This window comes from Shewanella sp. MM_2022_3, assembly GCF_022557375.1.
Classification (GTDB): Bacteria; Pseudomonadota; Gammaproteobacteria; order Enterobacterales; family Shewanellaceae; genus Shewanella; species Shewanella xiamenensis.
Genome location: NZ_JAKZGV010000027.1, coordinates 29,278 through 53,218, shown reverse-complemented (window position 1 = coordinate 53,218; position 23,941 = coordinate 29,278). Strand labels below are relative to the sequence as shown.

Here is a 23,941-nt window from a genome sequence, read left to right as displayed (position 1 = left end):
GAAATCATTATCATTTGCGATCTTATTTATATTTATGTATCTTAATTAGCAATGATTGATGAGTGAATGCTTTTGGAATTGGAAGGTTTGCCGTGACACCAAAACGATATTTAGCTTTTGGCGCATTAACTGTTGCGATTCAAACGGGTGTGATTGCATCGCAGCCTTCGATTTCATTACCGAAGGATCTTAACGAATCTGCTCAAATGCACGCATTCAATGAGGTAAACAAAGCGGTTACCTTAAGCTTTACAGCACATCATTCAGTGGAAAAATCAGCGGTCATATCTGAGCTAAACAGTACGCCAGCGAATGCAGATCCCGTGGATACGATCTCCCCAAATGTGCCTAATGCAAGCTCGTCTAATGCCAAGGTAGCTAATGCCCGTTTGTCTAATGCCAGTAAGCGCCAAACGGCGCCAAAACGAACTGATACGGCGACAACTGAAATGGCAAGGCAAGCCCACGAACCGACCACAGCTAAGCCGCAAACTGTTAAATCCGCTGAACAAAACAAGCCAACGCCGAACACATCCTCTAAGGCAGATGCGACAACGGCTATGAAGCTAATGGCTGCAAATACACTGCATCAACAAGAAACAGAAGAAATAGCAAAATCTTCTGAGCGAGAGATATCGCAAATGGCAGAAATCAAGACTCAAGATAATGCAGCTATTAACAACAGCGATGTGACACCCACAAGTGCCAGCAAGAACACCAAAGCCACTCCCGAGGTTATCGAGCTGGCAACACCCACTTTTGCCAGTCAACCTCCCCAACCAACATATCCGCGCATGGCGCGAAAAAAAGGCTTGGAAGGAACCGCAACAATTGAAGTGATGTTTAACGAATTTGGACAACAACTCGCCCTCACGTTAGTCAAAAGCTCTGGTGTCAGCCTGCTGGACCAAGCGGCACTAGAGGCGGTAGAGACTTGGCAGTTTGAGGCGCCAAGCCCAAAACTGGCGAGCCATTACAAGGTGAGGGTACCGATTCGCTTCGCCTTAAATTGATCCTGTGGCGATGCAATGCTTAACCACGCTAATCCTATTGCAACGAATTTGGCTGAATGCTTGATAACAGATCTAACTATAGAGACTCACCGCTTATGACTGACTTTTCTACCCTACATGGCCAGCTCGGTTCACTCACCTGGCCTTTGCTGATATGTGCATTCCTTGCCTTGATGATTTGCCTTGAGCGTAGCGCACTGTTTTTACAACAATCCGTAGCGTCAATCTCCCCAAAAAAACAAGCTTGGGTTAAAGAGCTACGCCACTCTGATGCCAAACCGACAAGCGAAAACATTCAAGCTTTACTCTCTAAAACCAGCCATCAGCAGGATTTACTGGCCCGTGGCGCAACACTGCTGTTAGCGCAAGCACATCAACCCAAACCACTTAGGGAAGAATTACTCAGTCTATGGCTGAATAAACAACAAAGGGAGCTGCAAGCGGGCCTTAAGATTTTGCAAGTGATAGGGATTATTAGTCCGCTACTGGGGTTACTCGGTACGGTGCTTGGGTTAATTGACATGTTTGCCCAACTTGGCCAGTCCCAAGGGCCAGTCACTCCTGCGCAACTCAGTGCGGGGCTTGGTCTGGCGATGAATACTACCGCTGCAGGTCTTATCATTGCGGTGCCGACCATTACCGCCGCGCATTTATTCGGGATCTGGGCGCATAGCCAATGCTTAAAAGCGAGCCATGTGCTGAATCAAATTAACTTATGGTTATCCGGTGTAGACAAGCTACCACTTGAGCAAGACTTATATCAGGCATTCGCTCGAGGAAATCAGGCCAATCAAACACCTAACACTTCACACGCCGCATCTATTGAGTCTCAGCCATGATAAGCACTCACCACACGTCGTTACCCCAAGCAGGGATCAGTGCCTTAGAGCCACTGCCCAGCGTCGATCTTACGGCATTGATTGATATTATTTTTATTGTTTTAGTGTTTCTGTTACTCACGGCAAATAGCCGTTTGCTGAGCTTACCCGTTGATGTACCTCAAAGCCCAAGCAGCGCCATTACTGCACTCGAGCATAAGCAATCGATAGCCATCAATATTATGGCGACTTCACCCTACTGGGCGATTAATGGCGAAAAATTTGCTGATTTAACCGCATTTAATTCAGCCTTTGAAGCGCAGTTAACGGCTCAACCACAGGCCACCGTCATTATTGCTGCCGATAAGGCCGCGCCAGTTGAACCGCTAATGCAGCTACTGGCACTTTTGCAGGGCAACGCCATTAATCAAACCCAAATTTTGATGGAACATTAACCCTAAACCTTAACTCAATCGTGTTTTAACCCGTTTACCCTGCAAGGTTGATAACACCTCGACCTTGCTTTTAGATGGATCAGGAGTTTACCCATGTTGTTTCAAGCTGTGCGTTATCGATTTAATAAACTCAGTCAACCGACCGATAGCAATGTATTCAATAAATGGTTGTGTCTACTCCCCGCAGTCATAGCACTCGTTTCATTTAATGCTTGGAGTGCAACTCAGGATATAAAGTTGGTGAGCGCGGGGGCGGGTGTCACCGAGTTAGTGCTGGCGTTAGGGGCGGCCGATGAGTTAGTGGCTGTCGATGCCACCAGCTATGTGCCTGAACAATTAAGCTCAGTCGCTAAACTGGGATACCACCGCATGCTTTCAGCTGAAGGCATTATGGCACTCAGCCCTACACTAGTTGTAGGGTCCGACGTAATGGGCCCAGAAACCACCCTTAACGTACTAAAACAAGCCAATATCAAGGTAGTGCAATTACCCTCAAGCGCCGATGAGCAACAATTAATGCGCAATATCGATACGCTGGCACAATCGCTTAATCGAACAGACAAAGCGGCCCCGCTAAAGCAGGAGTTGCATCAAAGGCTAGATAAATTAAATAAGCAAAAACAACAACTCAGCCAACATAATGCTCAGCCAAAAATCCTCTTTATGTTATTACAGGAAGGACGAGGAGCCCGAGTCGGTGGCAAAGGTACCGCTGCCGATACCATTATTGCGCTATCGGGCGCAAAGAATATTGCAGACTTTGAAGGCTACAAGACATTGTCCCAAGAGGGCATTCTCGCCTTACAACCGGATGTGATTTTACTGTCTAACCGCAGCGAAAAAACTGACTCGCAAACCAACACTCAAACAACCCAGGCTCTATTAAAGGAGATGCCGCTGCTAGCGCATACTCCCGCAGGCCAAAATGGCCATATCCAAACCCTTGCCCCGCAAGCTTTACTAGGAGGCTTAGGCATTAGCGCCATTGGTGCTGCCGAAACGCTTGCAGATACCCTGCTCACTCAAGGTAAAACGGCGGGCAAATAACCATGTTACAGTATCGCTGGCTTTGGCCCACAATGATGATGATCCTCATCCTGAGCAGCTTACTCTCGGTGAGTGTCGGTCCCGTAAGCATTAGTCTTATGGACTCCCTCAGTGCGGTATTTAATTGGGCAACCCAGCAAAGCATTGGCGATCTTGCACCCCATGAGCAACTGGTGGTAAGTAACGTGCGTCTCCCCAGGACCTTGTTAGCCCTTACGGTAGGCGCAATTCTTGCTCAATGTGGCGCTGTGATGCAGGGATTATTCCGTAATCCACTGGCAGACCCAGGTATTATCGGGGTGTCATTGGGAGCCGCATTAGGTGCGGCCATCTGTATCGTGTTATTTCCCGACGTGGGATCTTTTATGATTTCCCTTGGCGCCTTTCTCTGTGGGTTAGCCACAACCCTGATCGTTTATCGTCTGGCGAGTAACGGTTTAGGCACATCTGTGGTGTTATTACTGCTTTCCGGCGTGGCGATTGCAGCGCTAGCAGGAGCGGGCATAGGCGTACTGACTTATCTCGCTAATGATATGGCATTACGTGACTTAACCCTTTGGCAAATGGGCAGTATTGCGGGAGCTCAATGGCAATATGTCGGCCTGTGTTTACTGGTATTAGTGCTGCTGAGTTGGCGTTTTCAGCGTGATGCCATGGCACTTAATGCCCTGCTACTGGGTGAAGCTGAAGCCAGACATTTAGGGATTGATGTCGACCGTCTTAAGTTAAGACTCATCCTACTCTGTGCATTAGGCGTAGGCGTGAGTGTGGCCGCAACAGGGATTATCGGTTTTATTGGTCTAGTGGTTCCCCATTTAGTGCGGATGATTTTGGGGCCAGATCATAAACGACTTTTACCCATGAGCGCCCTCTTGGGCGCTGCGCTTTTAGCCTTAGCTGACATAGGTGCGCGGGCATTTTTACCCCCCGCCGAATTACCTGTCGGCTTAGTCACAGCACTTATCGGTGCGCCATTCTTTATCTTTTTACTCCTGCAACAACGCAGCAAATTAATCTAAGCGAGAACTTCATGGCTATGAGCTTATCGGCTGCGCCCGTCGCTAAACAACATTTTGAACGTACCCAATTAACCGTGGATAGGCTCAGCTACGCTATCGGCGATAAGGCGGTGTTGAACAACATTCGCGTGCAATTTCAACCGGGCAGTGTCACCGCACTTTTAGGGCCTAATGGGGCAGGCAAGTCCACACTTTTAAAGGCACTGTGCCAAGAGATCCCCACTGCGCAAGGCAGCATCAAGCTTGGCCACTGCCAACTGGTGGATTGGCCAAGGGCTGAACTGGCAAAATCTCTCGCCGTTCTGCCTCAACATGCCAGCTTAACCTTCCCCTTTACCGTGGATGAAGTGGTGGCAATGGGGCTTTATCCCTTAACCTTGAGTCAAAAAGAAGGCCAGCAGTTAGTCACAAAATGGCTTGCCGAAGTGGGTGTATTGCATTTAGCTCGGCGCAGTTACCCCACGCTTTCTGGGGGAGAAAAACAAAGGGTGCAACTGGCGAGGGTGTTAACGCAGTTAAGCCAATCCCCCTTCCCGCCGATTTTACTGTTAGATGAGCCAACCTCAGCACTGGATCTGGCGCAGCAACACAAAGTATTAGCGCTAGCAAAAAATCTCGCCCACAAGCACGCCTACACTGTGATTGTGGTATTGCACGACCTCAATCAGGCAGCCCGTTACAGCGACAGAGTTATCGTCCTCAAACAGGGTGAAATCGTCAGTGAAGGTACACCTAACGACGCATTATCGATTGATATAATTCGCCAAGTGTGGGATTACGAACCTGAGTTTATTTCGGCACCACAGGGTGGTTACCCACTGATTTTTTAATGCAAAATTGACTTCACTAGCGCCTTTAGCGGCACAGTTGTGGGTATAATCGCTGCAATAGACAGCTAAAGTCACAGTGTGAACAGATGAAAACCACTATCTCAACAGAAACCCAGCAAGATGCCCTAGCTATGGCGAAGGCCACTCAAAAACCAGGACAAACCAAAGAACAAACTAAGCTGATTGCCCAAGGGATTGAAAAGGGCATTGCCGAATATAAAAAACTGCAAAAAGCCAAAGCTCGCGAGCGGGATAAGCAGAGAAAACAACAGTTAAGGGCAAAAAACCAACAAGTAAACGCGGCTGGCGAGATGGATGACGGCGAAGATTTTTCGCTGCCACAGACTCAATTTACTCCTATTACTTGGGCAGCCATCGCCCTGTTAGCCCTTAGCTGGCTAGGTTTTGGGGCATATATCTTCCTTTAACGGGGGAGATTCGCGCGTATCGTATCAAAGTAGCCAGTCAGCTCCTGTGGTATAAACTCTTGTACAATTAGCGCCTTAGTGTCGATATTGCCAGCCCTTAGCTGGACTCGCCCCGTATCGGGTAAAAAGGCCAACTCAAGCCAGTTGGCTCTATCGGGGTAGCCATCGAGTGTTAGGCAAAGCGCGTTATCCCGCTCAATCGCAGACTGACAATCCCAGCATTGGCCGATAAGATCGAGCAACACTTGCCCGCTTTTCATATCGGTTAATCTGGGCGCGTACACCCAATGGGACATGCGCATTTCGTGGGGGATCGTCTCAAGCTTAACGCGGCCCTGTAGGAAAAACTGTTCGGTTAACATATTCGGATCATCAAAGTAGTTATCGTGTATGAATAGATCGTGTATGAATAAAAATGACTCGGTAATGGCCTGATTAACTCTCTGGTTTACTGATTAACTATCTGGTTTATAAGTAGATTAACTCATTAAGCCTTCTAATCGATTCGCAAGCCGCTTGGCTAAGCCTTTTTGCCAAGCCGCACTCTTGGGCTGGCTGTAGAGCCTATCTTCCCATGCAAAAATCTTGTTCATGCCATGATAAGCAAGCCACGGTAAAGGTTCAGGTTCCCAAGGCGTTAATACTTGCTGAACCGGGGCATTAAAAGCCCAAGGCATAGTAGTAAGCGGCGTATCACGCGCTAAGATCAAGTCCACCAGCGTGCGGGCAAAAAGATTGGCAGCCCCAACACCTTCGCCGCCGTAACCACCAATAAGCCCCAATCCTACATTTTTATCGTAAATAGCGTGGGGCGCAAACTGCCGTGCTAAGGCTAAGGTACCGCCCCAACCATGAGTAATTTGCACATCCGCCAATTGCGGAAATAACGCCAACAATAGCTGATAGCGAAAGCCAAATTCCCCTTTAAAAGCCGATTGACGATGGCTAGCGGAAGATTGGGCATTAAAGCACTCGGGATTAAATCCAAATTCAGTCCGCACTTTAGCGCCAAATCCGTAGCCACCACGGGCGCCAAATATCAAACGGTTATCAGGACTTCGCTGACCATAGGTAACGATGCGGCTAGCATCACTAAAGGTCGCGCGATTAGCTAAACCAATGTCCTGCCACATTTCATCCGTTAACGGCTCAGTGGCGATCAGTAAACTCTGAACAGGTAAGGTAAATCGTCCCAATTCACCCAATTGGCGAAGATAGCCTTCAACGGCGGGCACCACAATCGCCGCACGAACATTTCCTTGTGGCGTCTGTAATTGGGTTTGCGCATCACCAAGATACACCATGTGATTTACTGGGGTATGCTCGTAGATCTTCACCCCTAAACTTTGCACCAGATCAGCCAAACCACAGACGAGTTTCGCTGGGTGTATCCGCGCACAATGGGGTGTATAAAGCGCCGCTTGGCCGTAGGCCATGGAGACTTGTTTATCGAGTTCGGTTTTATCCAGCCAACGAATATCTTCTTCACCAAAGCCATCTGCGCGCCACTGTGCTAATTCGGCTTGAATATTGGCTAATTGCTCAGGATAACGCGCGGCTACCCGTAAATTGCCGCCATGGTGTAAATCACAGTCGATATGATGCTTGGCGCAAACTGCGGCAACTTCAGCAATAGTTTGTTGGATCAAGGCTTTTGCTATTAAGCGCGACTCACCTTGAAGCTGATTAAGATAGGCTACATCGCCACTAAAACCGCCCATCAACCAACCGCCATTTCGCCCCGAAGCGCCTTGGCCAATGGTGTCAGCCTCAAGAATCACCACGGATAAATTGGGCTGGTATTGCTTAAGATAATAGGCCGTCCATAGTCCTGAATAGCCCGCGCCAATAATGGCGATGTCTGCGGCAATATCATGTTGTAGCGCAGGTAAAATAGTTCTTTGACTTAATTTAACTTCGGTATCAAACCAAAATCCGCGCTCTTTCACGCCACTGATTCACTTAATGCCACGGTTTCACTTAATGGAGCGACGCCGATAATTGAGGCAATTTCCTCGAAATGTGTATCAACCCACGCACTGCTAATTGGCCCCCAGGTCAAAATGCGATAATAACCTGCATTGTTTCGACTGCCATCTTGCACAAATTCGACGCAAATACCGATATCTTCAAACGCGGCGATAGCATCCTGCAATGTCCGCCTCGGCATTCCAGTCAACTTATTGAGTGATAACAAGTTATGTCGATCATCGTCCATTAAATGCGCTAAATATAACTTACGTAAAAACGCCTTATGTTGTTTCGATATTGACTGAGTAGCAGATTCGAGGGGCATAAAAAATCAATCCAAATATTGACCAAGTGAATATAAAACTACTTGATATTCAGTGAATAAGAAATAGCCTCCATTCAAATTATTCGAGCAAATTGACCCGTTTGACATCTGTTCCCACAGATACATTTTCGCATTTGCTTGTATAAGCTCTCCATCACTGTTATTTGTAAAAAAGATTAATCAATGGGAGAGCCAACGATGGGCCAAATGATGACCGCACAGCAAGTGCTATATTTCTGGTTTGAGGAAATCTCACCTCAATCTTGGTGGATAAAAGACCCAACATTTGATGCACAAATCCAATCTCGCTTTGAAGACCTATTAAAACAAGCCAAGCGCGGTGAGCTTGCGCATTGGCGCGTGACACCTCAAGGTCGTTTAGCCGAAATCATCGTACTGGATCAATTCTCGCGAAATATCTATCGCGACACGCCAGCAGCGTTTGAGGCCGACACCATTGCGCTGGTCCTTGCCCAAGAGGCTGTTGCACTCCAAATTGATAAGGAGCTTTCTCCCAAACAAGTACCCTTTTTGTTTATGCCTTTTATGCATAGCGAATCCCCAGCCATCCATCAAGTTGCTGTAAAATTGTTCAATCGAGAGGCTGCAATCGCTAATCTCGAATTTGAACTAAAACACAAGGCTATTATCGACAGATTCGGTCGTTATCCTCATAGAAACAAAATATTAGCTAGAGAGTCGACAGCAGAAGAAATCGCTTTTTTACGCCAGCCGGACTCGTCATTTTGAATATAAACAAGCTTTATTCAGATAAAAATAACTGTGGCTATAGATTAACAAACTACACTTACAATGATATGTCAGGGGACAACTCTGGGCATCATGAGATGGCCAATGGTGTGAAAGGTAACAGTGCGTAATGAAACAAACTAACCATATTTCCTGCGTCTCTAGAATGACCTGTATTCGCTACCCATTGCTAGCAGTAATTGCATTATTGTATCCCCAATTAATCCAAGCGGCGGAACTGAAAATTGGCGTGAGCCTCTCCATTCCTCCCTATGTCATCCAAGAATCTGATAGCGGCCTAGAACTCGATTTGCTGTATCAAGCACTTGCAGTCAAAGGGCATACCGCCAATATTGAATATTTGCCTTTAGCACGCACTTTCCATGAACTTAGGGAGGGCAAACTAGACGGCATAATCAACGTAAAAGAAGGCATGATCGAAAACGTTTTCTACTCTAATGTGGCGATTCGTTATCAAAATTGCGCAATCAGCCTAGAGAAAAATAACTTTTCGATTAATAGCATTAAAGACTTAACGGATAAAAAAGTCGTTTCCTTTCAACGTGCAGCAAGCTTCTTAGGTGATGAATTTGCTCAAATGACTAAAGCTAATCCTAGTTACCAAGAACAAGCTCGGCAAATACAGCAGGTTTACATGTTGATGAAACACAGGGCTGATGTAGTGGTTATGGATAAGAACATTTTCACGTACTATCTTAGACAGGCATTTATTGAGGGAAAACTCACCGAAGTAGAGAGTAAACAGGTGGCGGTATGTCATCGCATTTTTCCACCGACTGAGTATAAATTTGCGTTTTTAAGCGAGCAAATCCGTGACGACTTTAACCTTGGGTTAAAACAAATTACCGAAGATGGGACACTGATCGCCTTACAAGAAAAATATCGGCAACTCATGTCCCTAGAGAATGAAGCTGAAGCCTCAAATACCATTGTGGATCAATCAAAACTCAAGCAAGATCCTTTATAAGTTAACTACTTAACTACTAATACTGGGCATTTCGCCAATCTAACAACATCTTGACTCACATGGTGCTTTAAAAAATCCACTAAGCCGCTGCTGCCATGGCTTGCAATCACAATCATACCCGCATCGGCTGACTCAGCTAAAATCTCTTCGCTCGCATCACCATGACGAACAATACATTTAACCTTTAGTCCAACCGCTAATCCCTGCTGCATTTGCAGCTGTAGACTCTGCATTTTTGTCTCCACAAACTCGGCTAACTGTTGCTCAAGTGTCGCGGGAGTATCTACCGCAATACCATAACAATGGGCACTTCTTGCAGGGCTGACAACATGCAGCAAACGGATATCTACGTGATATAGATTAGCCATTTCAACCGCATAATTAAGCGCATGGGCGGCAGTTGCCGAAAAATCCGTAGGGCATAACACTTCTTGAGTACGCATAATTTTATCCATCACTTAGGTTGTTGTGCCCAATATTAGGGCAAATGGCATTGCTTATAATCTGTATTTTATCGCAGTAAATCGGGACAAGCAGCTAGGCCGTAAAATTAATTATGCTTTAGCAATCAAAAACAAAGGGCGCCTTAGCGCCCTGTAATCTACCCAATACAGACTATTTCACGACCAATACAGGGCATGCCGCGCCATTGGCAACAGCTTCGGCAACATTCGTATGTAAAAAGTGCGAAATTCCGGTTCGTCCATGGCTAGCAATAACCACCATACCCACATCCTTACCATTCGCCTCCTCGAGGATTTGATCGACGGGGTCGCCGCGGCGGATAAGGGTGGTAATCGGTAATTCGGTCTTGAGTCCCTCGAGTAACGCCTGCATTTTAGTTGCTGCGGCCTCCTCCATGCTTTTAGCGAGCTCCTCAGGGGTAATCGCTAAAATCATAAAGTTTTCATCACCAATAGGTTGCTCAACAACGTGTAAAATCTTTAGCCCTACATGGTATAGATTTGCCATTTCAATAGCATAACGTAGCGCATGGGCCGCAGTTTCCGAAAAATCTGTGGGCCAGAGTATTTGACCTGAACGCATAATCTGTTCTCCTTAATGGCTAGTCATCGTGAAGCTCATCTTTGAGCCAAGTAATGGCATCCAGTTTGTCGACAAAAAACTTAACCTCGGCCGGAGTAAACCAGTTTGCCAGCTTTGCCATCACTTCCTGTAGAGTCGTTTTACCGACAATAGCAATCCGTTCAAAGTGGCGAACATGCTTAACCCCTAGTTTTAGATCATCCCAAGCGGCTTGAAGTTCCCAACCTTCAAGCTCAGTCACATCGACTAAGGCATAAATATCGGGATCTTTCACCCCAGCTAACGCGGCTTCGAGCACGGGTACCATCACCTCATAATCTTGATGAGTTAAGGTACCAATAGCTTTAAAGGCAACAAAAAAGTCATCATCACCATAACGCTCGATCCCAACTGAAATTCCATGCTTTAACAAAGTCATACATACTCCTTGTCTAACAAATGTCCTGTTAAGTGTAAAAGCTAAGTCTCTATCAGGCCGTGATCTTGCTCATAAATGCATCAGTATGCTTGCGCAAAATCACGCTAACCGCTAGGATAAACCGACTAATCAGTCGGTTTGTATATTGAGCAACAAACGGCTTTATTTTATTAAGACTTGCACTCAAGGGATCACGATGAACATGGCAACAGACCCAGCAAAAATTTCGCCGTTAACCGAGTTACTCCAACATCAGCGTGCAAGTTACTTAGCCGCACCTAATCCTGATTATGCGATCCGTAAAGAACGCTTAATCCGCCTTAAAGCCGCCTTGCTAAAATTCCAGCAGCCGCTCGTCGAGGCGTTATCACAGGACTATGGCCATCGTTCGGTCGATGACAGTCTGATTTCCGACATTATGCCTGTGGTCAATAACATCAATTACAGCTTGAAAAACCTCAAAAAATGGCTCAAGCCAAGCCGCCGCCATGCGGGCATCTTACTCACCCCCGCCCAAGTCAAAGTGCATTATCAGCCACTAGGCGTTATTGGGATAATCGTGCCTTGGAACTTCCCCGTCATGCTCTCCATTGGGCCATTAGTCACGGCGATTGCTGCGGGCAACCATGCCATGCTCAAACTTTCGGAATTTACTCCAGCAACCAACTGCGTTATCAAACAGTTACTAGCCGAAGTATTTGATGAATCCCATGTAGCCGTTGTAGAAGGTGAAGCTGATGTCGCGGCGCAGTTTTCAGCACTGCCCTTCGATCATCTCCTATTTACTGGCTCAACCACGGTTGGCCGCCATGTGATGCGCGCCGCGGCCAATAATCTCACCCCCGTTACCCTTGAACTCGGAGGTAAATCGCCAGTAATTATCGCCCCCGATATGCCACTAGAGATAGCGGTAGAACGAATGATTTATGGTAAGTGTTTGAATGCTGGACAAATCTGTGTAGCGCCTGATTATGTGCTTTGCCCTAACGCTAAAGTGAGCGATTTTATTCAAGCCTATCAAGCAAAATTCCAAGCCATGTACGGCGCAATTGCCCAAAATAAGGACTACGGCAGCATTATTAATGCCCGCCAATTTGATCGTTTATTGGCTGTACTTGAGGATGCCAAAACCAAAGGTGCCAAGATTATCTCTGCCTCAAATGAAGCAATAGACAGCCAGAATCGTAAACTCGCCACTCAGCTGATTACTAATACCACTGAAGATATGCTATTGATGCAAGAGGAAATCTTTGGGCCGCTATTACCCGTTATCGGTTACGACTCTTTAGATGAAGCCATTAGCTACGTAAACCGTCGCGCCAGACCCTTAGCGCTCTATGTGATGAGTTTTGATGAAGCGAGCCAACAAAAAATCCTCAAGCAAACTCACTCTGGCGGTGTTTGTATCAATGAAACGGTATTCCATGTAGCAGCCGATGATGCGCCCTTTGGCGGCATAGGCCCATCTGGTATGGGGCATTATCATGGTAAAGAAGGGTTCCTCACCTTTAGCCACGCCAAAACCGTGCTAAGCCGTGGGCGCTTTAACACGGGTAAATTTGTCCATCCACCCTATGGCACTTTTATCCAACGTATGTTGATGAAGCTGTTTTTACGCTAATACGGGCCGCTTAGGAGTGGTTATGTCGAGCTTATTACCAACAGATACAGATACTAAGCCCATGACAGATAAACGTCAGGCGATACTCGATACCGCCTTATCGTTATTTGTCAGCCAAGGCTTTCATGCCACCTCGACCGCTTCAATTGCCAAGCAGGCTAGCGTAGCGACAGGCACACTGTTTCATCATTTCCCAACCAAAGAAGTGTTGATGGAAAGCCTGTTTCTCACGATTAAACAAGAGTTTGCTAATGCATTATTGTTAAATATCAAAGAAGGGAGCGATCTTAAAGAGCATGCAGAAATCCTCTGGCAGAGCGCGATTGACTGGTCGATTGATAATCCAATCAAGCAATTATTTTTTCAGCAATATTCAATGTCACCTATGATTGCGGCTTCTATCCGCGAACAAGCAATGAATAGCATCTTAGGGTTTATCGCCCAGTTGATAAAAAAAGGGCAGCTAATGGGATTAATTGCCCACTATCCCATTGAATTAATGCTTGAAAATTGCCACGGACAATACTTAGCAGCCACGCGATTTTTTATCGATAACCCCGAATTGGGCAGAGATAAACATTATCGTGATGCCAGCTTTGCGCTGTTTTGGAAGGCGTTACGGGCCGACTAAACCTAAAAGCAATCGAGCCAGACTTATATCTGGCTCGATTGTGGCGATGTTTAACTGAATGAACAGATATTTAATACGATTAGTATAATCAGCTTTGGCTTAATTCAGGTTGTTTTTCTATAGGTTGCGACAACTGCGAAGCACTCCAATAACCTTGTTTTACACCCTTTTCGATAAGCTCAGCGACTGCTAACTCAATGGCTTGTAGTACACAAAACTGCACTGGTTCATTGGTGGTAAAACCGACTTCGGCTTCGGCCAAACGATTCAAACTGGTATAACGGAACAGGCCTGCACGCATTTCCTGCGAAAGTACCCTTTTACTCGTAGATACAGACATCATCACTTTGCCCGTGTGTACATCGACAGCGCGCAGATAGATAGTCACTAAATCCTCACGGTACATTTCCGAGGCGCCGATACCATAATACTCAACCCCTGTACCGCCTGTACTGGTGTTGGTCTCGTAACTGATAATGCCACCTTCTAATAGCAATCTCGCCGTCGATAACACGGGGATATCATCGCCCTTTGAGCCGTTTTGCTTATTACTGATCTTGCGCTCGGTTAATAAATTTTGCAGGCCTTCACGCTCAACGGGCGTAAACCATTTAGAGTCAATCAAGGTTTGCATCAGCATCGATGTTGCCCCTTGAGTGACCGCAGTTGAAAATGAGCTGACGTTAGCTTGAGGTTTATATTGCCCGGTTTGGTCTCGGAATGAATATACCGCAACTGGGATCGGAAATTTTGGCCCAGGCTGACTCTGTAGCTCCTTCATCACCTCACTCATTGGATTAACTTGAGCAGGAGTAATATTTAAGTCAGGCTTGGGGATCAAGCTACAGGCGGACATACTCAGCAGCATAGAAGCGATAAAGATGGAACGTGCCATTAGTTTCCGCCTCCAAAAGTTGGCATTTCAATCACCGTCACTTCGCCGGTTTCGATGTTAGTGATGGTTAACATCACTCCGGTGCCAGTAGAGGCGACTTCGATACGAAAATCGCCAGTATCGTACACCCCATCTTTGATCTCACCATCAGCAACGCCGCGAGTGATGGAGTTAATGATGTTACGTTCCAATGACTCCTTAAAACGGGTAACAAAGTCCTTCTCGGTCGAGCTGGCTTTATTATCGTTTTGAGCCTGCGCTTTATTGAGTAAAAAGGAGCCATTCGCAGGATTGCCCCCAAAGCTTGGGTTGACGGGGGTATAGATTAATTCGGTTGCTTGGCTGGTGTGAGCTATGCAAAACACAGCAAGAGAAAGTAACGTCCTGAATGTCATTATTGTTATCCTACAAATCGTCCGATGTTCCTGAAAAATCACCCGTAATCGCATTAGCCCTGACTTGAGCTAAGTAATCAATCGTCAACAAAATAGCCTGCTCTGCGCTCTCCTTAATCGGGTTCGCCCGACGACCAAAGTGCGTGGTATAAATACGAGTTCCATTCACTTCTAAGGTTAAAACGGTTCCGGCCTGCGGAAACACCGTCTCATACAAGGTCACGTTAAACCCTTGAGTAAACGGCAATTCGCGCCAATAACTTGAATAGTAAAACCCAAAATCCTTACCAAAACGCGTTAAGGTTCTATCTATCACAAGCCCACTGATTTCAATATCATCATCGGCTAACGCGCCAGGAGCGCTTATAAACAAGAATGGACACAAAATACTGAACAACAACCGCTGAATTAACGATTTCACAGGTCCCTCCTTACCTACAATGCTCAAACCTTCAGATACAGCGACAGCGTAAAATGCACACTTTGCCATGTTGTGCATGTAACATTTCACGCTTATTTTTATTAAAGGAAGGTTAACAGGATTGAAGATCGCTAGTCATTAGACTGAGACCTAAATTAGCCCAAAAAGCTAAGGTAAAAACCGCAAAATAGCCCATTTGGGTAATACGTTAGAATGAGCAATGAAAACTCTTGATACACTCTCAAACGCAGATTATTGCGGTAACCAGAGTTGTACTGACAGCCCGCCATCGCTGCGATTATGCATACTAATGCTGCCTTCATGGGCCTCAATGATTTCGCGGCAAAGTGGTAAGCCTAAGCCAGTACCCGATTGCTTGGTTGAGTAAAAGGGCAATAGGGCTTGCTCTAACACTTCCTCGGACATGCCACTACCACGATCCTCAATCTTGATAATAAAGCCTGTGCCATCAACCAGCGTTTGAAAGCGAATCGAGAGCGTGACCTCATCGGGATTAGAACCTGATTCATGGGCATTTTTCAGCAGGTTTAGCAGAACTTGCTCCATTTGTCCTTGATCGAAATAGCCCATTTCAGCGGGTAATTCATTGGCTAAGGTAAAAGGATAATGCTGGGTTAAATGTTCGATAAGCTGCTGCCACGCGACTTGACGTCGCTGCGGTAAAGGCAGTTTAGCAAAGCGAGCATAGTTGAAAATAAACTGACTCAGGTGATTCGTGCGACTCTCTATAGTGTCGAATATCAGCTTAAGCTTTGGATTATCGAGATCTTTCGTGAGTAAACGCCCCGAGTTCACCATTGAAGCAATGGGCGCGACAGAATTATTTAGCTCATGGCTGATAATACGGATCACCTTCTTCCACACCGCCACTTCCTGACGATTAAGCTCTCGGGTCATCTGCTTAAGCAAGATTAAATTATGCTGTTGGTTATTCAGCAAAAATTGGCCGCGACTCAGATACCAAGTCTCAGTATCATCCTCACCCATGGTAAACAGGCCGCTCTTTTCTTGCTTAAGGGCCAAGGCAAGCGCTTCGGGTAAGTCTTGCAGCAGTTCGTCGAGGCTCAAGCCTTCCATTTTGCCTTTAATATGGAAAAGATGCCGCGCCGCATCGTTGGCATACATGAGTTTTTGATGGTCGTTAAACAGCAGCATCACGTTAGGTGAGCTTTGAATCACTTTATCCAGCAGCAATTCGCGCTGATAAATATACTGCCGCTCCTGGCGCAGCTTAGCTGCCGAATCATTAAATAACTCAGCCAATGCCTTAAGCTGGCCCTCACCATTTGCCGGAATACTGACGCTAAAGTCATTATCGTTAAAGTTGAGTAAGCCAACCTCTAAGGCATTTAGGCTACGAGCTAAATGGCGGGTAAACCAAGCCACACCTAAGGCGCAAATACCACAGGTAAACAATAATATGAATAACCATTCGGTGATTGGTAGCCCTTGATCTGTCCCTTGCGCTAACGTCAACTTAGGCAGTGAGATAGGTTCTGCTGGTGGGGCCGTGGGCGGCACATCAGGATGGGCAGGAGGGCTAAAAAGCCCCTCTTTAAGCTGCTCGAGTTTAAAAAGCTTAATTTGCAATTGTTCTTGCTTGAGCTGCTCTAACTTTTGCAGCTCATGCTTAATCTGCTCGGCCCTTAAACGCTCCTGTAATGGCAACGTTTGTTGTAATTTCTCGTTATTTTTAATTGCCGCTTCGACGTTTTCTTGAAGCTTATCTACGTCGATGGGCGGTATATTAATTGCGGGGAGCTTGATGGGAGCTGGCACTTCAACTGACGAGATAGACGGACGATAGCTCACTGCACCTAAGGTCAATAGCACTCCTAAGGCGCAACAAACGGTTGAATAAATGATTAATTTTGTTCGCAGTTGCACCTAAAATTCCGCCTAATGCTCAGTGTTTATCATGCTATGGTTATTTTTCTAGACCAAACTTATCCATGCGGCGATACAGGGCTTGCCTACTTAGGCCAAGGGATTTGGCTACTCGCGCAATCACGCCCTTGTGCTGTCTTAAGGCCATTTCAATCTGCTCACGGCTAACATCCATAGCGTCGCTCGAATCCAGTTGAGCGGACACGTCTTGATTGGCAACTTTTATCTGTGATTCAATCGGGGCAACTTCGGTTATGGTTCGCCCAAGCGTCATCGTATTTGTCGTGTGAGTGTTGTTAACATTGACTGGCGGTAAACCAAAATCAGCTTCGGTTAACACTCGACTTTGCGCCAACAGCGCCGCACGTTTACAGGCGTTTTCTAGCTCGCGCACATTACCTGGCCAACGGTGCTGCAATAGTGCCTGTTGGGCGGGTTTACTCAAGCTAAAGCCCTCCCCGACAAAGTGCTTCACTAAAGGCAGAATATCGTCAATACGCTGATTCAGTGGCGGCAAGGCCAACTCAATCACATTTAAGCGATAGAATAAGTCCTCACGGAAACGCCCCTCGGCAATATCTTGGGCAAGATCGGCATTGGTCGCACTGATCACCCTCACCTTCACTTTTAGGGTTTTATGGCTGCCTAAACGTTCAAACTCCCCGGTTTGTAATACCCGCAATAATTTCACTTGGCCCGAGAGCGGTAAATTGCCTATTTCATCTAAAAATAAGGTGCCACCATCGGCCGCTTCAAAACGACCAATGCGCGCCTTGTTAGCCCCCGTAAACGCCCCCGCCTCGGCACCAAAGAGTTCGGCTTCGAGCAACTCCATTGGCAAAGCCCCCACATTCACCTTAATAAAGGGTTTGTTTTTTAAGGGAGAATTGGCATGGATAATATCGGCAAGCTTATCTTTACCGGCACCATTAGGGCCTGTGATCAATACAGATACATCGGAGCGTGCCAGTTGTAAGGCTAAGTCAATACAACGCTGCATCGCACCACTACCAAAAACAATTCCGCACAGATCCGCATCGGCAATCGCGACTTGGCGTTGTGAATTAACTCGCTCGAGCCGATGATTTGTACGTGCAAGCTTATAGAGAGCAATTAAATTCGTAATGCTGTTTAGTAACTTAGCATCATCCCACGGTTTGCCCATGTAATCAGCGGCGCCGGCTTTAACCAACTCAACAGCGGTTTCGAGCTGAGTCCAAGCCGTCATTAAAATGATCGGCAAATCCGGCTGCCTATCACGCAATGCATAAAACAACTGCCGCCCTTCTTCCCCAGAGGTGGTATCGCGGGTGAAGTTCATATCTTGGATAACAAGATCAATATCATGGGTCGCGATCAGACCAAGGGCATCATCTGGTGTATGGCAAGTTAACACCTGATAACCATTGATCTCCAGCATTAAGCCCAAGGCCTGGCAGATGGCGTGGTTATCGTCGACAATCAGAATTGTGTCCATGTGGCAAAGTATATCCCGAGTAAAACTATTAACCTTAAAGTAACAAAAAGTGCAATAACATCCTACTGTTATCGCACTTTATGCCGCTCAGCTTATGTTACACAGTACGCGTCGCTGTCGCCGGAGATATCTTGGCAGCCTTGCGTGCAGGTAAGTACACCGCAAGGGTGGTCACCACAAATAATCCAACAACGGTGAATAATGGATAGGAAAGCGCCAGCATAGGTAAGCTATACAGGCTCATCAATTGCTGGCCTAACTGAATCGCTAACAGCACACCCAAAGTGCCACCTAACAGACATAGCAGATAGTTTTCCACTAAGAAGTAGCTGATAATATCGCGCTTTTTAGCACCTAATGCGCGGCGAGTGCCAATCTGCTTAGTGCGACGCTGGATATTGAACATCACCATCCCTGTCACCCCAAGTGAGGTAATCAACAACAGCAATACCACCATCATGGTTAGTACGGTTGCCATTAATTCATGGTCACGATATGCCTCGATACGGCGCTCGCTCATAGTTGTAAAGCCTTCGACTACCCGGCTAGGATATTCTTTATGCAGGGCTTCGGGGATGACCTCTTTTAAGCGCTCAATATCACCAGGCTTAGCTCTTACTAAATAACGTTTATAGTCAGCGGGATAATTCACCGACAACACAGAACTAAACTCAAGGTTACTGTTATCAACCCATGCCGTTTGTAAGCGCTCCAGCACTCCAATCACCACAAAGTGCTGTGTGCCCATATATACGCTCTTGCCAAGCGCTGATTCATTCGGCCACACCTTATCGACAAAGGCTTTAGTGACTATCATCTTGCCCCCATCTTCCAGCAACTCTGTGGTGATTTCCTGGGGATAGAAGTTACGTCCCTCGACTAACTTCAGCCCTAAGGAGTCGATAAAATGCTCATCACTCATATACATGCCGGTATTGGGCGTAGATTTAGCGCGCTCCTCAGGCCCTAGGGTAAAGTTACTCGACCAACCACCGCCGCTCAGGGGAGCCATAGAGGTAGGTGCAACATCGATAACGCCAGGGATCGCACGAATGATCTCTAAATCTCGTTTATCCTGCGCGACTAAATCTGTCGATTTATCAAAATGATAAATGCTGAAATCAAAGACTTCACTTTCAACAATCCCCGACTCACGCGCCATTAAATTTAATCGTTCGGCGATAATAAAACTGGCATTAGCGACGATAGCCACAGACAAAATAATCTGTAATAACAGTAGTAAGGGGCCGCTTTTACTGCGTAATAAACTGCTGAGAATAGGTTTGATATGTAACATATTGCCCCCGATTATTGGCTCTTAAGATAAACACTTGGGTTAGTGGTACACACACGCCACGCAGGATAAATACCCGCCACAATCGCTGCAAAAATGGCAATAACAGGCGCAATGAGCCACATGCTGGCGTCCAGATGAGTAATCGAAGCCTCAAGTTGAAACTTCTTTGTGAGCAACGCAAGTGAGCCCCAAGCCCAAGCCAAGCCGAGTAAGCCACCGAATAGTCCCATCAAAGACACTTCCACCATATGTTGGGCAAAGATCTGCCCTTGGCTGGCGCCGATGGCGCGGCGCACGCCAATTTCGGGAGCTCGGCGTAAAAACTTAGACAGCAACAGACCTAACATATTGACTAAGCAAACAATGAGGAAGAGTGCACTGAGGCCCACCAGCACCTTGTTATCCTCTGGCACCACTTTATTAATGGCTAGCCATTGGTCAATATCGGACAATTGCACATCGGCCTTAGGTGAGCTAAAGCGACCTAATTTCTTTTGTTGTTCAATATATTGGCGAACCCACTGACGGTACTCAGCAACTTGTTCAGGCGTATCGAGTTGCACCCAAAATTGTGTCCAATGCTTTTCGGAGGTTAAACGCTGCGCGTAGTTGTTGATGCTCTCATAGTTCCAGCCATTGGTATTTCCCCAACTGCCATATTCCTCAATCGGCGCTAAGCTGTAGGGCACAAACAAGGTATCCACATTGCCAAAGGCGCCGTTGTTAAGGTCATAATAGTTTGGACTCGGCGCCCAAGGCTTAAGCACGCCAACCACCTGATAGGGCTTAGCATTGAAATAAATCGTCTTGCCGACACTATTTTGGCCCGCAAACAGCGTCTTATTCAGCTCATCGGTCAGTACCACTTCGTAGCGAGCATCTTTATCGACGCTGTCATCCCATGCCTGACCGTATTGAAACTCAAGTCCAAACAGTGGGAAAAAGTCGTTATTGGTCACCCTAACCCGAGATTGCAGTACAGGTAAAAAAGCCGGATCTTCGGTTTGCACCGCGCCGCCCGTGCGAAACATGGGGGTTTGCAGGCTCGGAATATCACTCTTAAGTAAGTTCATCCCGTCTTGATAGGTGATCTGTTGATCGAAGCGATCCCAGGCATCTGGACCTTGGCTCCACAGCTGTACCGCAAACAACTGGCTGGACTTCTCCCCCGCAGGGTTAGTGGACATCATTTTGTAAATGTTAAGAGTGCTAATCGTGATGCCTATGCCGATGGAAATCGCCATGATCATCAATGCCGACAACATGGGCGTTTTTTTAATGCTACGCCAAGCTAAATCTAAGTAATAGAAGAACATAACCGCTCCTAGCCTTGGGCGTTAGCAACCAGTTTATCGACACTGCCGTGGCTTGCACTGCGGGCCACATTGGGTTGATACATGGTAAAGTCGCAGACTTGTCCATCGACAATTTGAATATTGCGCTGGGCACGGCGAGCCAGTTCAGGATCGTGGGTCACCATGATGATGGTGGTGCCAGATTGGTTAATATTCTCTAATAATTCCATCACTTGGCGGGCCATTAAGCTGTCGAGGTTACCCGTAGGTTCGTCGGCGAGCAGAAAACGGGGTTCCCCCGCTAAAGCACGGGCAATCGCTACCCTTTGCTGTTGACCGCCGGATAATTGAGTCGGCAAATGCTTCATCCGCGCACCTAAGCCCACTTGCTCTAATGCTTGCTCCACACGGCGTTTACGCTCCTTGGCACTAAAACCACGGTAGCGCAGCGGTACTTCAATGTTTTCCGCGAGGTTAAGATCGGGAATCAAGTTAAAGCCTTGGAAGATAAAGCCAATCTTCTCATTGCGTACGGCAGCACTCTTGTTATCACTGAGGTTGGAGACATTAATCCCATCTAAAAAATAATCCCCATGGGTGAAGCCTTCGAGCAAGCCAGCAATATTTAAGAAGGTGGTTTTGCCTGAACCCGAAGGGCCTGTGACCGCCACAAACTCGCCCTCGTTTACCTCAAGGTTGAAATCCCGCAGTGCGTGGGTTTCTACTAAGTCCGTTTTAAAAACTTTACTGATATTCTTCATTGATAACATTTTAATTTCCTTAATTAATTTTTATCTTTGCGCGTAAACGGCTTATAAAACGCGCGGGACTTCAATGTAACTTGAGCATGTAACAGACGAAGCAGAGGCAACCGCTTATCAGCCCAGAAAAGCACCCATAATGAACTCACTCAACTTACCGAACAGCCCATTTAGGCAAGAGAATATCAAGCTCACACTTTCCATCGAGACATCACCAATCTGGCGCATTTCGTCTAAGGGATTGGTCCATTCCAAAATATTTAAGCCAAGGAAAAACCAACTATTAGCCTCTCCAATCCCCAGCTCTACCGCCACAACTAACAAGGCCAAAGCGAATACGCCAAACAGCTTGGAGGACATCAACACACTGATATCAACATTTTTATGACTCATTATTGGCTCCTATTTACTTATCGCCGCAGTATTTTCAACCACGGCAATTTCCAATCCATCAATTTGATTAATAAGTTTTTTCAACCAAATAACATCAATGCATCTTAACCTGTTCGGCATGATTGAAGGGCTCAACACTCGAGATCACCCATTCGTCACCCGCTTTACCGCCTTCAATCACTTCCACCTGGCTCATACTGGTGCTACCCAGTTTAATCTGGCGGCGGGTAGCGATATCGCCTTCGACTTGATAAGCCTCCTCCCCGCCACCGCTGGTCATAAAGGCACCACGTTTGACCATCAACACATTTTCCCGATGTTCGAGTAAAACTCGGGCAGAGATACGTTGGTTTTGGCGCAGCTTAAGACTATCGCTCTGGGCAAATTGCACTCTTGCGGTCACTTCACGGTTACGCACTTCGGGAGAAATCGAGGATAACTTGCCCATGAGTTTGACTTCGCCAAAGCTCAGCTCAACCTCCATGCCAAGTCCAAGTTCATCGGCGTAAGACTCTGGCACCGCAAGCTCGGCCTCATAGGCACTTAAATCGACCACAGTCAGAATCGGTTGATTGGCACTCAAACGCGTTTTTTGCTCTGTCAGCCAGTTACCAATAATGCCGCCAACCGGCGCTTTAATATTTAAGGCTTCAACTTGGCGCTCTAATTCACCTACCGCTAACTGCTGGCGTTCAACTTCAAGCGCTTTATTCTTTACTTCAAAGGTCAAGGTATCCTTAGTTAATGCCGCGTCTTGCAACGCATGCTCAAATTTAAGCTTGGCTTTATGCAGATCATCTTTGCCCTTTTCATAGTCAATCTGCCCAATCAGCTGACTTTGAATAAGCTGCTCACCACGACGACGTTCACGCTCAGCCGCCTCAAGATCAACCTTGGCCATATCTAAGGTTTGGTTGACTTGTAATTGGTTGCGTCTGGCGTCCAGCTTGGCACGCTCAAGAGCGCCCTCCAAACCCGCTAATAAGGATTTCGCCTGTTCTAATTGATTGGTCAGTCTTGGACTATCTAGCTTGGCTACCACATCGCCTTTATTAACTGTATCGCCAGGATTGCTCAGTAGCGTCACTGTCCCTTCTTCAGTGCTGTAGAGGATCGGTGCATTGGCCGCGACGATTTTACCTGTAGTCGCGATATCCCGAGTCAGCGTACCTACATATAAAGTCGCAGTGGTTAACTCACTACGGCTAATGGATTTGCTCACATTATCGCTACTGAAACTGGCCCACACTAAGGCGCTCACTAATAAGGTGCAGCCGCCAATAATCAAGGGCACCTTGAGACGTTTAGCGTTTGATGGCGCAAGGAGAGTATCTTGGCCGCTGGTATCTTTAATCATGGCGTTTCTCGCTTCCCTGTCGGAGGGCTGGATATGCCCATCGCTACGGACACTATTAAAAATCGATATCCAGTAATAGCAACACCTATGCCAATTCCATTAAAGCATTTATTTTCATTGTGTTAGATAATATTTAAGATAAAAGTGTCCGCGGACACCACAGTTGAGAACTAAAAGTGTCCGCCTAAATTTCGCAAAAGTGTCCGCTTGATATGAGAAAAGGCAGCTTGTAAGTGTACGGTACTCAGCAAAGAACAAGCTGGCAGTCGCTCAACATGCGCTAACACTTTTATTCGCCAAATGACGGAGTTTCCCTTTACAGCTAAAACCTTGCCACATAAGATCCTGCCACCCTCGCAGCAGACATATCCAATAAGATGA

General features: G+C 46.6%; 27 protein-coding genes. 11 read left to right on the top strand and 16 right to left on the bottom strand.

Annotation, left to right across the window (positions count from 1 at the left end; genetic code table 11):
- Positions 1-92 precede the first annotated feature (92 nt).
- From MMG82_RS13980 to MMG82_RS13950, 7 genes are all read left to right on the top strand, one after another.
- Entirely contained in the window at positions 93-1,013 is a 921-nt protein-coding gene (locus tag MMG82_RS13980) for an energy transducer TonB (RefSeq protein ID WP_047538395.1), read from the top strand.
- Between the two features lie 95 nt (positions 1,014-1,108).
- Positions 1,109-1,852, top strand: coding sequence for a MotA/TolQ/ExbB proton channel family protein (locus tag MMG82_RS13975; protein WP_037421517.1), 744 nt, complete (start codon positions 1,109-1,111; stop codon positions 1,850-1,852).
- Positions 1,849-2,286: a biopolymer transporter ExbD gene (locus MMG82_RS13970; protein ID WP_047538389.1), complete on the top strand. Its 438-nt coding sequence runs from the start codon at positions 1,849-1,851 to the stop codon at positions 2,284-2,286. The genes MMG82_RS13975 and MMG82_RS13970 overlap by 4 nt, the downstream gene beginning before the upstream one ends.
- A gap of 93 nt (positions 2,287-2,379) precedes the next feature.
- Positions 2,380-3,333, top strand: a complete 954-nt coding sequence (locus MMG82_RS13965) for a hemin ABC transporter substrate-binding protein (protein WP_047538386.1) — start codon at positions 2,380-2,382, stop codon at positions 3,331-3,333.
- Between the two features lie 2 nt (positions 3,334-3,335).
- Complete coding sequence (locus tag MMG82_RS13960) at positions 3,336-4,352, top strand: iron ABC transporter permease (protein ID WP_241406990.1); 1,017 nt, start codon at positions 3,336-3,338, stop codon at positions 4,350-4,352.
- Between the two features lie 11 nt (positions 4,353-4,363).
- On the top strand, positions 4,364-5,182 hold the full coding sequence (locus tag MMG82_RS13955; protein WP_052184010.1) for a heme ABC transporter ATP-binding protein: 819 nt from the start codon (positions 4,364-4,366) through the stop codon (positions 5,180-5,182).
- Between the two features lie 86 nt (positions 5,183-5,268).
- Positions 5,269-5,610 (top strand): DUF2956 domain-containing protein, encoded by a 342-nt coding sequence (locus tag MMG82_RS13950; RefSeq protein ID WP_047538380.1) that lies wholly within the window; start codon positions 5,269-5,271, stop codon positions 5,608-5,610.
- Here the strand turns inward: MMG82_RS13950 and MMG82_RS13945 are convergent.
- The 3 genes from MMG82_RS13945 to MMG82_RS13935 all read right to left on the bottom strand — a co-directional run bounded on the left by MMG82_RS13945 (position 5,607) and on the right by MMG82_RS13935 (position 7,906).
- Positions 5,607-5,972: a hypothetical protein gene (locus MMG82_RS13945; RefSeq protein ID WP_047538377.1), complete on the bottom strand. Its 366-nt coding sequence runs from the start codon at positions 5,970-5,972 to the stop codon at positions 5,607-5,609. The genes MMG82_RS13950 and MMG82_RS13945 overlap by 4 nt on opposite strands.
- Positions 5,973-6,089: 117 nt before the next feature.
- Complete coding sequence (locus MMG82_RS13940) at positions 6,090-7,559, bottom strand: FAD-dependent oxidoreductase (RefSeq protein ID WP_047538374.1); 1,470 nt, start codon at positions 7,557-7,559, stop codon at positions 6,090-6,092.
- Entirely contained in the window at positions 7,556-7,906 is a 351-nt protein-coding gene (locus MMG82_RS13935) for a winged helix-turn-helix domain-containing protein (RefSeq protein ID WP_047538371.1), read from the bottom strand. The genes MMG82_RS13940 and MMG82_RS13935 overlap by 4 nt, the downstream gene beginning before the upstream one ends.
- Before the next feature lie 198 nt (positions 7,907-8,104).
- Here MMG82_RS13935 and MMG82_RS13930 point away from each other — a divergent pair, with 198 nt between their 5' ends.
- Both MMG82_RS13930 and MMG82_RS13925 read left to right on the top strand, forming a co-directional pair.
- On the top strand, positions 8,105-8,656 hold the full coding sequence (locus MMG82_RS13930; RefSeq protein ID WP_047538368.1) for a DUF924 family protein: 552 nt from the start codon (positions 8,105-8,107) through the stop codon (positions 8,654-8,656).
- A 166-nt stretch (positions 8,657-8,822) separates the two neighbouring features.
- Complete coding sequence (locus MMG82_RS13925) at positions 8,823-9,644, top strand: transporter substrate-binding domain-containing protein (protein WP_231570547.1); 822 nt, start codon at positions 8,823-8,825, stop codon at positions 9,642-9,644.
- A gap of 5 nt (positions 9,645-9,649) precedes the next feature.
- Here MMG82_RS13925 and MMG82_RS13920 read toward each other — a convergent pair whose 3' ends face one another.
- From MMG82_RS13920 to MMG82_RS13910, 3 genes are all read right to left on the bottom strand, one after another.
- Entirely contained in the window at positions 9,650-10,087 is a 438-nt protein-coding gene (locus tag MMG82_RS13920; protein WP_037421547.1) for a universal stress protein, read from the bottom strand.
- 172 nt (positions 10,088-10,259) lie between these two features.
- Positions 10,260-10,691, bottom strand: coding sequence for a universal stress protein (locus MMG82_RS13915; RefSeq protein WP_047538365.1), 432 nt, complete (start codon positions 10,689-10,691; stop codon positions 10,260-10,262).
- 19 nt (positions 10,692-10,710) lie between these two features.
- A complete protein-coding gene (locus tag MMG82_RS13910; RefSeq protein WP_037421553.1) occupies positions 10,711-11,109 on the bottom strand; it encodes an STAS/SEC14 domain-containing protein in 399 nt (132 codons plus the stop codon).
- A gap of 196 nt (positions 11,110-11,305) precedes the next feature.
- Here MMG82_RS13910 and MMG82_RS13905 point away from each other — a divergent pair, with 196 nt between their 5' ends.
- On the top strand, positions 11,306-12,730 hold the full coding sequence (locus tag MMG82_RS13905) for a coniferyl aldehyde dehydrogenase (RefSeq protein ID WP_241406989.1): 1,425 nt from the start codon (positions 11,306-11,308) through the stop codon (positions 12,728-12,730).
- 22 nt (positions 12,731-12,752) lie between these two features.
- Entirely contained in the window at positions 12,753-13,361 is a 609-nt protein-coding gene (locus tag MMG82_RS13900; RefSeq protein ID WP_144345946.1) for a TetR/AcrR family transcriptional regulator, read from the top strand.
- 88 nt (positions 13,362-13,449) lie between these two features.
- On the opposite strand, the gene MMG82_RS13895 is transcribed toward MMG82_RS13900, so the two are convergent.
- From MMG82_RS13895 to MMG82_RS13850, 10 genes are all read right to left on the bottom strand, one after another.
- On the bottom strand, positions 13,450-14,256 hold the full coding sequence (locus tag MMG82_RS13895; RefSeq protein ID WP_037421563.1) for a CsgG/HfaB family protein: 807 nt from the start codon (positions 14,254-14,256) through the stop codon (positions 13,450-13,452).
- Complete coding sequence (locus tag MMG82_RS13890) at positions 14,256-14,651, bottom strand: curli assembly protein CsgF (protein WP_037421565.1); 396 nt, start codon at positions 14,649-14,651, stop codon at positions 14,256-14,258. Before MMG82_RS13890 ends, MMG82_RS13895 begins: the two co-directional genes overlap by 1 nt.
- A 10-nt stretch (positions 14,652-14,661) precedes the next feature.
- A complete protein-coding gene (locus MMG82_RS13885) occupies positions 14,662-15,072 on the bottom strand; it encodes a curli production assembly/transport protein CsgE (RefSeq protein ID WP_037421568.1) in 411 nt (136 codons plus the stop codon).
- A gap of 252 nt (positions 15,073-15,324) precedes the next feature.
- On the bottom strand, positions 15,325-16,980 hold the full coding sequence (locus tag MMG82_RS13880; protein WP_241406988.1) for an ATP-binding protein: 1,656 nt from the start codon (positions 16,978-16,980) through the stop codon (positions 15,325-15,327).
- Between the two features lie 40 nt (positions 16,981-17,020).
- Complete coding sequence (locus MMG82_RS13875) at positions 17,021-18,457, bottom strand: sigma-54 dependent transcriptional regulator (RefSeq protein ID WP_047538356.1); 1,437 nt, start codon at positions 18,455-18,457, stop codon at positions 17,021-17,023.
- Positions 18,458-18,554: 97 nt separating this feature from the next.
- Entirely contained in the window at positions 18,555-19,754 is a 1,200-nt protein-coding gene (locus MMG82_RS13870) for an FtsX-like permease family protein (RefSeq protein WP_047538353.1), read from the bottom strand.
- Positions 19,755-19,765: 11 nt separating this feature from the next.
- Positions 19,766-21,070 (bottom strand): ABC transporter permease, encoded by a 1,305-nt coding sequence (locus MMG82_RS13865; protein WP_047538349.1) that lies wholly within the window; start codon positions 21,068-21,070, stop codon positions 19,766-19,768.
- 8 nt (positions 21,071-21,078) lie between these two features.
- Positions 21,079-21,819, bottom strand: a complete 741-nt coding sequence (locus tag MMG82_RS13860) for an ABC transporter ATP-binding protein (RefSeq protein WP_037421582.1) — start codon at positions 21,817-21,819, stop codon at positions 21,079-21,081.
- Positions 21,820-21,927: 108 nt separating this feature from the next.
- Positions 21,928-22,203, bottom strand: a complete 276-nt coding sequence (locus MMG82_RS13855; RefSeq protein ID WP_037428407.1) for a hypothetical protein — start codon at positions 22,201-22,203, stop codon at positions 21,928-21,930.
- Positions 22,204-22,297: 94 nt separating this feature from the next.
- Entirely contained in the window at positions 22,298-23,560 is a 1,263-nt protein-coding gene (locus MMG82_RS13850; RefSeq protein ID WP_037421587.1) for an HlyD family efflux transporter periplasmic adaptor subunit, read from the bottom strand.
- Positions 23,561-23,941: the final 381 nt, after the last annotated feature.